The organism is Bacteroidota bacterium, assembly GCA_016699695.1.
In the GTDB taxonomy this organism is placed as follows: Bacteria; Bacteroidota; Bacteroidia; order Bacteroidales; family UBA10428; genus UBA10428.
Genome location: CP065006.1, coordinates 627610 through 640509, shown reverse-complemented (window position 1 = coordinate 640509; position 12900 = coordinate 627610). Strand labels below are relative to the sequence as shown.

The 12900-nt window shown below is 40.7% G+C and carries 5 protein-coding genes; all 5 read right to left on the bottom strand.

Going from position 1 to position 12900, the window contains the following annotated elements; translation table 11 throughout:
- Positions 1–37: 37 nt before the first annotated feature.
- On the bottom strand, positions 38–2014 hold the full coding sequence (locus IPM71_02660; protein QQS51644.1) for an Ig-like domain-containing protein: 1977 nt from the start codon (positions 2012–2014) through the stop codon (positions 38–40).
- A 141-nt stretch (positions 2015–2155) separates the two neighbouring features.
- Positions 2156–3421: an Ig-like domain-containing protein gene (locus IPM71_02655; GenBank protein QQS51643.1), complete on the bottom strand. Its 1266-nt coding sequence runs from the start codon at positions 3419–3421 to the stop codon at positions 2156–2158.
- 51 nt (positions 3422–3472) lie between these two features.
- The gene (locus tag IPM71_02650; GenBank protein ID QQS51642.1) at positions 3473–4960 is read right to left on the bottom strand and encodes a RagB/SusD family nutrient uptake outer membrane protein; all 1488 of its coding nucleotides are present in this window, start codon (positions 4958–4960) and stop codon (positions 3473–3475) included.
- A gap of 2 nt (positions 4961–4962) precedes the next feature.
- Entirely contained in the window at positions 4963–7959 is a 2997-nt protein-coding gene (locus tag IPM71_02645; protein ID QQS51641.1) for a TonB-dependent receptor, read from the bottom strand.
- Positions 7960–9160: 1201 nt separating this feature from the next.
- Complete coding sequence (locus IPM71_02640; GenBank protein ID QQS51640.1) at positions 9161–12580, bottom strand: C10 family peptidase; 3420 nt, start codon at positions 12578–12580, stop codon at positions 9161–9163.
- Positions 12581–12900 lie beyond the last annotated feature (320 nt).

The window sequence follows — 12900 nt, the reverse complement described above, 5'->3', positions numbered from 1 at the left end:
CTTTGTGTAGGATCACAATGCCATAAAAGATGCACTTTTAATAAGTGAAACCAAGTTTTGTTAAGCCCGACTGAATTTCCGGAGCACTCATAAAAAGGTCCCATAATAAACCTGTTCGGTAGTTTTCGATCATACATATCTGGGGTCCCTGGTCAATGGAAATATAGGAGGTGGCCCACCAGTTGCTGGTCATGTCAAAGGCATCGTAGAAGCCATAGTCGCCCCAAAGTTTATCGCCTAAGGTGAAATAGAAATACCTTATTGCATCCATCGATTCTTCGGGTGTATAAGGAATGGACGAAACGGCAGCAGTTGGGGCAATTACTCCCCGGTCGTTGCTGGGTTCGCTTACTCCATAATTATTATTAGGAAGGTCACAAGCGGTAAGACCCCAGCATTCGGCGCTGTAACCAATATATTGTTTGGGATCTCTTTTACAGTGTTCGAAATTGATCAGACTATGTGCCCTGTTTTGTTCCCAATAGTTGGCAAATTCATCGGAAAGATTTCTTGGGTCCAGACCCAGGAAGGAATAATGAGCCCAAAAGAGTGGCCCGCCGTAATCCCAGCTAAGCGGTAAAGTGATACCGTAAAAAGTATTACCATTTGTCATAGGGAAGGTTCCGTTTCGGGCCCAACCATTGGTATACACCTCTTTTGTGATGCTATACGTTGGAGAACTAGCTGCCAGCACATAGGTTATCAGGCTTTCACTCCAGCCTTGTATTTGCATGTTCATTGCCCAAGCTTTGTCGGGTGACCAATGCCAGTACAATACATTCTGGTCGCGGGTGAACCATGACCATTCGACCTCCTGCCACAAACTATTCATACGGTCAATCAGAGCGGCTTCACCTGCATCATTGTCATCGAGGTATTGTCTCATGGTAATAAGTCCTTGCACCAAAAAAGATGTCTCAACTAAGTCAGCGCCATTATCGTTAGTACTAAATGGTATTACCTTTCCTGTGGTTCCATTTATCCAGTGAGGCCAGGCCCCATGAAAGCGGTCGCTGGTTTCGAGGAAGGAAAGAATGGTTTCCAATCGTTCCAAAAGCTGTGAACGGGAAATGAAACCACGTTCGACACCTACAATTAACGACATGAAGCCAAAGCCTGAACCACCTATGGTTACAATATCACCCGATCCGTAGCGCTCACGCGACAAACCAGCGACCGGATGGGCGTAATCCCAATAAAAGCGAAAAGTTTGTTGCTGCACCAGGGTGAGTAGTTCTTCATCGCTAATAAGAGGAAACTTTGGAGTGGTGTCTATGGCAGAATAAAAGTAATTGTTGAATCCAGCGAAAGAATAGCCCTCTGAGGAGGTCAGGGAAGCCGATATGCTGAAATAATATTTTATGATACTCTCAAAATCTTGGGTTACAGTAGCTGTTACTGTCTTGTTGCTGTTCGAGAGCGAAAGATCGAGGTAATTATGCCCTACAATAGAAAAATGGCTTTTATAATTGCTTTCGTTGAGTGGGGCACTAAAGTTGACGATAAAAACACTACCGGAGAGAGTTACATTTTGAAGCACAGCTGGTTTATTAAAGTCTTGTCCATTCAGAAATATACTTTCGATCTGAAGGATGCCGTTGGTTTGGAATAAGTAGGTAATACTCGAAAATTGTTCTTTGTTGGCCCCGCGTAAGGTGTTTAACAATTGCAGGGTATATGTTTTTAAAGGATCGAGTTTTTGTGCTGGAGTAACAATAATTTCTTTTTGGTTGTTGTCTGTGGTAAACGAGAATTCAAGCTCAAGCATTGATTCGTCAAGGAGAATGATTGCATCTTCAATGGTTTGGGTATCGACAGCACTTGTAAAAACAATAACAAATGCCTGGTCGATGGGAATATTCGTTGTTGTTTGCTCCGGATCGAGTACCAGAGAGCCTACAGTTACACTGGAGAGCTGCAGAATACCGTAATCCGGATTGTTTTCTTCAGGTTTGCAACTGATTATTGCAAGGCAGACAAGGCACAGCCCTATGAGTGATCGATAGATTCCCATCAGAAATTAAGAATTAAATTGTGAGATTTTAATTTAACTAACCTCCCCACAACATGGGGGAGGTTAGTATTTAAATAAACCGCCTACTAGATAAAGTAAACCTAACTAAGAACAATTATGAAGATTACTTTTAAATCGGTATTAAGGTTTTGAAGAATTGTACATCAACAGTACTTGGTCTTCTGTAACAGCTATGTGATGGATACTGACATCATCTAGCTGACCTTGAAAGTGGTTAGCTCCAGGAATATCATAACCCCCCCAAGGTTCGGCATCCCACATAGTACCTCCGCGAGATTGAATAAAGCCAAAGGCCAGTTCAGGAAGAACATCAGGTGGTGTACCTCCATATTTAAGTCCAACTATAGTTGTTTCATTCCATGGATTACCTTCATCATCAATGTATAAGGTGAAATCTTGCTTTATCACGAGTTCACCATTTAAAAACATCATTCTTTGTTTAAGTGTGCTATTATACACATAGGTAATCATCACCCATTTATTTTTTAACACTTCAGCAAGAGTAGTACTCTCCTTATTAAAAACAGTACCTCTCCATCCGCCATTATCCTTTGTTTTGCCATCACCGTTATAACCAAGGTCTCCACCAGTTCCGGTAGTACCATCGCCAAATTCATACTGAACAGGCATTTTAAAATTCGTAAAATCCGCTGCTAATTCAAACTGGAATCCCTTAAATGCAGCCAAACCAATAATAAAATGTCCCTTTCCTGATTCTTCTGCTTTAACCCAGAAATTCAGAGTAAAATCCGATGTAGCCATTAATTCGTCACCATTCGGAATTTCTATGATACTGGTTGTGCCGTTGAAAGCGGCTGCTTTTCCTGAAGCTGTACTTCGACCAGCAACATAGTCAATAGCGACTTGGGCATTGGAATTCCAATCACCAACCTGATCGTCGGCATTGTCTTCGAACGTCCAATATGCTATAGGATCGGGGAGAAACCCGCCTTCACAAGTGAAGACTCGCAGAATTTCTGCGCCCAGCACCTGGCCGTTGGTTGCTTTTAATCCAGTTTCGAAGCTTAGGAGAAACTTTGCTCCACCGGTTAAAGCTACTGTCGGGGTGATGGTAATGACTGCACCGCTTACTTCAATGTCACAATCGATCACGGCATCGTCATAATCCCGAACCAAAGAGATGTTTGCAGCAGTAGCAGTAGCATCATCAACAGCAGTAGCGAAGGTAGCGGTGATAACCAATTCACCTGCTTTCCATGGTACATTGCTAGGGGCTGTGGCACCGTTTAGATCAATATCTCCGGCTACCAGTGTGGTAAGAGTTAATGCCGTGGGATCTTCTGGATCATCCTTGCAGGAAGTGGTAAAGAGCATGGCACCAATTGCGATACCAATCAGACTAAAATAAAACACATTTTTTTTCATAGTTCATCAATTTTAAGTGAATAATCAATATGGGGTGTTATTTTTTTTTGCTTACCAGTTAGGGTTTTGTGTTAAAGCCCCCTGCGAAAGGTCAATTTCGTTTTGGGGTATGGGGAAAAGCTCGTGTTTGCCGGTTACAAAGCCAAGGGGTCCAAGCACTTCAGCAGCCTTGCCGGTGCGCACCAGATCCCAGAAGCGGTGACCTTCCAGGGCCAGTTCCATGCGGCGTTCGAGAAGAATGGCATCACGCAGCTGGTTTTTATCGGTAGTGTTTACATCCGGTAAAATGCTGTTGTTCCCTTCGCGGGCTCTTTCTCTTACAAGGTTTAGGTAGATAAGGGCCTGGGCGGGTTTGTCATTCTCGTTCAAGGCTTCTGCGGCCATCAGCAACACATCGGCATAGCGTATGATTCTTCTGTTATGGCCAAATTGGGGCGGTACGGTAGTGCCGGGAGTCCATACTTTGCGGTTATAGCATTCAATTTCTATCACATTGCCTTCACTATCCTCGGTAATATCGGGTGTATCTCCATCGCCTGCAATGGTAATGCCATCGAGTACATCTCCCAGGTCGATAATGGTACCTTTTAACCTGGGGTCGCCTGTTTCGAACAGGGCACGCAAGTCTAACGAGGGTCTGTTAAATCCCCAGCCACGGTTTGGGTTGCCGCGTACACCTTGCACGTTGGCAAACGAGTTTCCGGTAGCGGCTTCTACACCCTGAGCACCTACCTCAAATACCGATTCTATACCATGTTCGCCGTTGATGCTGCTGGCATCGGTAAATAAAGGTTCTAAGCCATATTCTGTCGATTCAATTACCTGTAGGGCATAGTATTCGCAGCTGTCGAAATTACCTTCGAAAAGAAATACTTTGGCCAACAGGGCTTTTGCAGCACCGGTAGTGGCCCTGCCTAAGTCCTTGGTTCCCAATTCGCTTTTCTCGGTCAGGTGGGCAATGGAGAACCTCAGGTCAGTTTTAATCTGGTTATAAATCTCTGCTTTCGATGCACGTGCCAGTTCGAGTGGTGGGTTTAGCCCAGTAATCAGCGGAACGCCTCCCCATGCCCTTACCAGGTCGAAATAAAACAAAGCTCTTAAAAAGCTTGCTTCGCCAAGGTACCTGCTTTTTAAACCTTCGTCCATGCTGATGGCAGGCACCTTTTCGAGCACAACATTGGTAGTTTTAACACCTTTGTAGAGCGCAGGCCACCAGTTCTTAAGTTGATCTGAAGTGGTTGTAAAAGTAAAAGTATTGTAGGGGCCTATTGTTGTTGCCTGGTCGCCTTCGTTGCTGCCTTTGTAGGCATCGTCCGACATGATGTCGGTTAAAGGGAACAAGCCTGAATTAAAGTCGCCAGCGCGCAATTGGGCGTAGCAGGCATTGACGGCCAATAAGGCATCAGAGGCACTTACCGGAAAGGTTTCCTGAGTAAGATTCCCCTGCGGGGTTTTCTCTAGAAAATCTTCGCATGAAACGAAAAGGCTTAGCAGAACAACCAAAAACAGTTGGTTATATTTTAAATAATTCATTTTCATAATTAAAAGCTTAAGTTGATACCAAAGGAGTAAACAGCAGGTATAGGATAAGTGCCCCTATCAATTGCATTTTCTAATGAGTTTTCACTGGCAATGTCAGGACTGTATCCTGTAAATTTGGTAAGTGTGTAGATATTATCTCCCTTCACATACAGGCGCATTTTGTTGATTTTTGCTTTGCTAGTGAGTTCAACAGGCAGGGTATAACCTAACACCATGCTGCGCAATCGTATAAAAGATGCATCCTGTAATATAAAATCGGAAGTCATATAATTGTATCCGCCCCACGAGGCCCTTGGTTCGGTGTTGGTAGTACCCGGACCAGTCCAGGCATCGACTACGTGTTTTTCAAAATTGTATTTATCGGGTCTTATACTCTCTTTTGCATTGAGTATTTTACTTCCAGTTTGGCCTTGAACGAGAGCTGAAAAATCAAAATTCTTATAGGTAAGTTCGAGATTGAATCCAAATATGAAGGTGGGAATTGGTGAACCTATGTAAGTACGGTCATTGCTATTGATTATTCCATCTTTGTTCACATCCACACGGCGCAAATCTCCTAAGCCTGCCAGCCCATCGTGTGGGTAAGAATCAAGTTCTTCCTGTGTCTGAAAAAGGCCATCGGTTTGGAACCCATAAAATGAACCAATCGGTAAACCCTTTATGGTTCTAGAAGCAAATCCATTTACATCTCCGGCGAAGAGCACTGAATCTATTCCACTGTTGCCACCCACTTTTAAAACTTCGTTGTGCACAGTGGTGGCAGTAAAACCTACTCCGTAACCAAAATCGCCGCGTTTTTCGCGCCAGTTAATGGCTCCTTCGAAGCCATAATTTAATACTTCACCAGCATTGTAACGTACTTTTGAATTTGGTCCGTTTCCCATGTGTCCTGGAGTACTCAATTCTACAATAATATCGTCGGTAACACGGTGGTAGAAATCAAATTCGCCGCTTAATTTTCCCTGAAAGGTGCTTATTTCCAATCCTATGTCTGTTTGCGTGGTGGTTTCCCAAACCAGATTAGGGTTCCCGTTTTTAGCATAAGTTGTTCCCGGATAGGCAACCTCGTCCGGTCCTAATACAGCAAAAGAGTTTTCCGTAAGTGAGTATTGGCTGGTATAGGGAATTTTTTCGTTACCTATCTGTCCCCAACTTGCCCTTAGTTTCATGCTGAATATAAAGGGAAGTGATTCCATAAAAGCCTCTTCTGCTATGTTCCAGCCTGCCGCAAAGGAGGGGAAATTTCCATACCTGTTTTCTTCGCTAAATTTCGACGAGCCATCGCGGCGGAAGGTTGCTGTAAGAATATACTTGTCATTGTAGGTATAGTTAGCCCGGAAAAGGTAAGAGATCATTGAATAATAGAAATCGGCATCAACTTCGTTTTTAAAGAAATCTGTTGTTATCTTACCTGGGGTCATGTAGGCGGGGTATAAGTACCAGAAGTCTTCCCCGTCGCGAATAATATTTTCACCTTCTAACTTTAAAAATTCCGAACGGGAGTTTTGCATGGTGTAGCCGGCAACTACATTGATGGAGTGTTTATCATAATCTCTTATAAAAGAGAGTGTATTTTCCCAAATCCAAGTAAATTGATCAGTAGTAGTTTTACCCAGGTCACTGGTAGGGTTGGTTTGCATCGACTCATCTCCATTGTAGTAGAGCACACTATAGGCAGGGGTAAAGTTTTCGTTCTTTTTGTAGAGTCCATCGATGCCGTAACTGCTCCTGAAGGTGAAATTTTTAAACAGGGTAGCCTGAATAAACAAGTTTCCAAGCGCTCGCACTGCATTGTCGTAATTGTTGGAATGTGCAATGTCGGCCAAAGGGTTGCCTACCCCTGGCACACCGGCAAAGTCTCCATCTTCGCGATAGGGCAAAAGAGTGGGATCCGCCCTGTAAGCATTGTAGGTTACGTTAGGGGCAAATTGTTGTTTATAAGGGGTGATAGTAAAGTTATTGCCCAAATCAACAAAATCGGTAAGTTTATAAGTATTGTTTAAACGAATGGTGAGTCTCTCGTAGGATGATTTTTCGATGATACCCTCTTGTTTAAAATAGCCCACACTGAGGTAGTAATTGGTTTTTTCGGTACTGCCTGCGGCCGAAAACTGATGGTTCATAATGCCTGCAGGTTTAAAAATCAAGTCCTGCCAGTCGGTGTTGGGTAGTTTTTCGGTATTAGGGTATTCAAAACTTATTTTGTTGGTATAATCGCCATATTCTTTACCATTCAGCAAATCGATTTTAGTGGTAAGAACCTGAATGCCAACCTCGCCATTGTAATTGAACTGAGTAGGACCTCCGCCCTTTTTGCCAGTTTTGGTGGTAACCATGATCACGCCGTTCGAACCGCGCGAGCCATAAATGGCAGTAGCCGAGGCATCCTTAAGCACTTCGACCGACTCGATATCACCAGTATTAATAAAGTTAATATCGTTAGAAATGACTCCATCAACTACATAGATTGGTTTATTTGTATTAAAAGTGCCCACCCCTCTGATACGCACTACCACATCGGCTCCGGGAGCACCTGTAGTGCTGCTTACTTGCATGCCAGTTACCTTACCCTGCAGACTCTGCATGGGGTTACTGGAAGTAATTTTAACCATGTCTGAGCCTTCCACTTTGGCTACAGCACCTGTTAAATCGCTCTTTTTCAAGGTTCCATAACCCACTACAATAATCTCCTCGAGCTCTGCGATGTCGCGTATTAAAGTAATGTTTAGCTGTGCATCGCCGGTTACGGGGAATTCTTCTTGCAGCATACCCACCATCGAAACAACCAACACACTATTAAGTGTTGCCTGGATTTTATAGTTGCCATCCAGGTCGCTGATGGTGCCTTCGGTGGTATTCTTTATATACACACTAACACCTGGTAAGGGGGCGTTGAACTCATCGACTATTTGTCCCGACACTTCGAATTGTTGTGCAAACAAATTAGTGGCACTTGTAAAAACAAGCAAGATAAGAATGAATAGGTTTTTAGCCATTGCGTAACATTTTAAATTTATGACTCTAAAATTAATAAGCACTTGCCTTAAAATTAAACTATTAATTGATACAATACTTTCACAATTCAAAAAAAGCCAAAAAAAAATATACTACAACACCTCAACAATAATTTGTAAATGACAGGTATTTAGTATTTTAAGAGAAAGGAAAAAATGAATGATTTTTAAATTCGCAGTTCATGGAAAGTACTGAATTGCCGATTTAATTGTTTTTAGGCAAAGGCAGAAGTCGAAGGGATAGTTTTTTTACTCAATTTGAATCGATTAGAAGCTTTTATTACCTTTTTATATGCGACTAAATCATATATAATAACTCGCGGAAATGATAAGGGCTACAAGGTATCAATAACTGCTATTGTAAAAAGGATGAAATGTGATAATAACCGAAAGGTTTGATCTCGGAAAGGTTCACTTGTCGTGCTCAGTGAACTTTTTACTTCTGGCCGGCATCAATGGGCTGTTTTAATTAATTGTATTACTATAAATTAATAAATGATGCGGAGAACTGTGTTCTGTTAATCTAAGCTTATTTGTTTTTTTACCCTTTGTAGGCCAACAAACTGAATATACACGCATGACTTATCTTATTCATGAGTGATGAGAGCTCAGTAAAATATTTTCAGCTTGTATTTATTTCAATACAACATAAATAAATAAGTATATAGATTTATCGAGAAGGCATAGCTAAATAGTACTTGCAAATCGCCTTCAGTTCCTTCATAAATAGGAATTAAAATAGATTAAGTAAATTTCATTTTGTAATGGCAAAATTCATGTTATTTCATTTCACTTTCGAAATGAGAAATTGATAAGCTTTTTAAAAGGATTTTCAATCAGTCTATTCAACCTAAGAAAACAATGTAACCCCTTAACCAGATAATTTTAATAATCCTTTGGATTTGGGGTGTTTTTTAATGAATCCAAAATAGACATTGCGAATTAAACGTATACGATAAATGCTGGCCATAAAAATATAACTATTTGCTTATCATATTTCAATGCATTATTTTGGTGTGTTATTAAAATGTTATAACAATGTAAATACAGAATATACCTTAACACTGTATTGAAAATGTTATTCATTTTGATTAACATTTACTCCAATTTGGGTTGTATTCTCAAGATATTTTAAATAAAAAGAAGCTGCCTAATTTTTTTGACAGCCTCATCGTTTCAATGGTTATTCTTTAATAAATTTCAAAATAGTTGCAGTACGCCCATCAGAAAGCCCTATATAATATATTCCTTTGATCAAACTGCCGGTTTCCAACGAAGGGTTATCGGAGCTTACCATTTTAGTAATTACCAGCTTGCCATCGATACTGTAAATGCTTGCTTGTAATTCATTAAAATCAAATGATGAATTTATAGTTAATAAATTACTAACTGGATTAGGAAACAGGTAAAATTCACCCCATGAGGAATTTAAAAGCAAATTATTTGCATTTTGATTATGTGTATCTAAAGATAAATCTCTAACATTTGCTGAGTTAATTGCTAAAGAATAATCTTGCATATCATTCCTAGATACCATTAAGCCACTTGGCAGTGTTAATAAACTAATGATATTTGAATTGGTCGATTGCCCCGAAGCATTTACACTGCGCAAACGATAATAATAGGGTGTATTTACAGTTATATTGCTATAAACAATAACAGACCCATTCGGGTTTCCGGTAAATTGCGAAGTGCTTGCATTGTTGTACCCTGGGACAAAGGTTGAAAAATTGCTTTGTTTTGATATATCCAGCACATAACCATTGGCACCAGACACAGGATCCCAGTTTACAGTAAATGAAATTGCAGTAACATTCGTAGCTGCTTTTGCAACAGGGGCAGCGGGCAATGCATTAGATGTTAATACGCTGATGGTATTAGAATTGGCCGATTGCCCCGAAGCATTTACACTGCGCAAACGATAATAATAGGTGGTGTTTGCAGTTATATTAATATATACAACAACCGACCCATTCGGGTTCCCGGTAAATTGCGAAGTGCTTGTATTGTTGTAGCCTTGAACAAAGCATGAAAAATTACTTTGTTTCGATATGTCCAGCACATAACCATTAGCACCTGGCACGGGGTCCCAGTTTACAGTAAATGAACTCGCGGTAACACTCGTAGCTGCTTTTGCATAAGGGGCAGCAGGCAATGTTATAACAGAAGTGCTTGTTTTTAAAGATTCTCCGGCATTGTTATACGCAGAAACTGAAACCGAATAGCTTGTACCTGATGATAAACCGCTAAAAGTGTACGATGTAGAAGATGTAGTATATTTTGTTCCATTTAAATAAACATAATAACCCGTTGCCCCTGAAGTAGAAGCGGGCCAAGAAACAATAAAACCTGTAGTTGAAATATTTCCAACAGTTAATGGTGTTGGGGCGTTGGGTGGGCTTAAATTCAAAATAACCGGGGGCGAAGAACCTCCGCTGTTTGTAGCCCAAAGAGTGAATAGCAGTGTATTCGCGTTTGAAGTGAAAATTTCTATGCTTGTTCCAGTAGTGATTTGCATACTAGTGCCAAATTGAATATTGTAGTTTGTAGCTCCAAATGAGGCTGTCCAGGATAAAGTAACCCATGTGCCAGAGTGAACAACAGCAGTAAAGTTAGTGGGTGCAGCAGGTGGAGTTTTAACCGATGTGCTGGTTTTTTCAGATTCGCCAACGCTGTTATAGGCCGAAACGGAAACCGAAAAGCTTGTACCGGATGATAAACCGCTAAAGGTGTAAGATGTAGAAGCGGCAGTATATTTTGTTCCGTTTAAATACACGTAGTAACCGGTGGCGCCTGAAGTAGAAGCGGGCCAGGATATACTAAACCCCGAACTTGTAACACTACCAATGGTGAGGGATGAAGGTGGCAGTGGGGCAACGGGTATATTTATGTTTTCTAAAATAACTTTTGACGATGATCCTCCGCTGTTTGCAGCCCACAATTTATACACTGTACTATTCAAATTTGGGCCATACACTTCTGTGGTAGTGGCAGAGGTAGATAGCATAGAAGATCCACCGCCCCAGCTTACGTAATAGGTTGTTGCCCCATAAGAAGGGGTCCATGATAATGTAACCCATGTTGGGCTATGTTCGATACCCACGAAATATTTTGGGGCTAAAGGAACAGTCATAGGTGTAATGCTAATTTTACCTGACTCCCCTATGCTGTTTTGAGCACTAACCGAAACAGGGTAGGATGTGCCAGAAGATAAACCACTAAATGTATATGAATTAGATGCAGTGGAATATTTTACACCATTAAAATATACATTGTAACTTGTTGCCCCTGTTGAGGCTGTCCATGATATTGTAAAACCTTCAGTAGTATTATTGCTGGAAGCCAGGTTAGAAGGAACCGGAGGTAATGAAGCTGGAGGATTTATGCCTATTACTGCTGAGTTAGAGTTAGGAAACCCGCCAGGAATTGAAGATGGGGTTAAACTTAAAATATAGTACCAGCCATCGTCGTTACCACCGAAACCCCAGTTCATGTGGAAATTAGATAAAGCATCAAAACCATCGCAAACCCAGGAGTGCCCACCCGATGCACCAGAACCGCCATAAACTATAGGTCTTGAATAACTTATTTCTGATTTTAACAATTGCACCCACTGGGCATCTGAATAATTTGATTTATTAACAATTTGTGCTGAAGCAGAATAGTTGAAATATTGTTTTAAAGCAAGACAAAGAATGCCATTACCAGAACTTGAACCTTGAGTGCAAAAACCTCCATAATTCATTTCAACACTCACGCCACAATGGTATAGCAGGGTTGCTACTGCATCATTATTCGTTGATATAGAATTCGGCATGTTGGCATAATTGTAATTTGCATTCGCAAAATTAACAGATTGCATACCCCAGGTTAATTCCATTCCGCCAGGATTGCAATTAATATCGGGCGATTGTGGATCGGTATATGTCCTGCTTCCTTGTCCGGTTGTTGGATAACCGAAATACTTCATTACTTGTCCCATTGACACTGCAACACAACCAACATATGGTTTCTGACCAGGATGATTTACATCATTTGGACAACAAAGACTATTATATGGGAATTCCTGACTCCAGGTGGTGGCAAGAAGGGGCCCAACCAAAGGATTGCTTGGTGTAACTGCTGATTTTAAATCAGATTTGGTTTCGTATTTTTGCCAATCCTTAGATACATTCTGTTTTAGTTGTTGGTTTGTCCGTGCTAATTTTATATGCTTTTTGTAATTTTCCATCCAATTTTTTACAGTTGGAGACGAACCGGTAAAATGCCCGGTAAAAGAATATCCCAAAATGGGATAAACAGCATCTTCAGCAGAAACAATTACAAATCCGTTATTTTCCCCAAAATTGAAAACATAATAGGAAGGGACATTTTCATCCCATACCGTTGTAATTTTGGAAATTACAGGAACAGCTTTAGTCGATATCTTGGTATTGGACAGGATGCTTTCGAAAAAGAAGTTCTTAGCTACATTAGCTGCAACACTATCACTAACTGTATCTCCGAAACAATCTGTAGAAGTAATGAAAATAAGGACAAATAAAAAAAAGGATTTAGAAATAATACTTCTTAAACCATCGATATAAGATTTGCTCGTTTTCATAGTTAATATTATATGTAAAGTTTTTATTATAATGTTATTAGTTCTGATGTTACAAGATGTTTGAAGTACTGGACAAAACTCCTGTAAAAGAGCTATTTACAAATATAGATTACAATGATGTCATAGAACTTGATTATAAACAACTGTCACTCAGCTTATTTTAAGTGGACAGTCATGTGTATTACTATAAATTAATAAGTGATGCGGAGAACTGTATTCTGGTAATCAAAGTGTAAGTACTTGCTTATTGCATTTCCATGCACTATTTTGGTTTGCACATTAAAAAAAATCCTCCAGTTCTTTTAGAACTGGAGGGAATA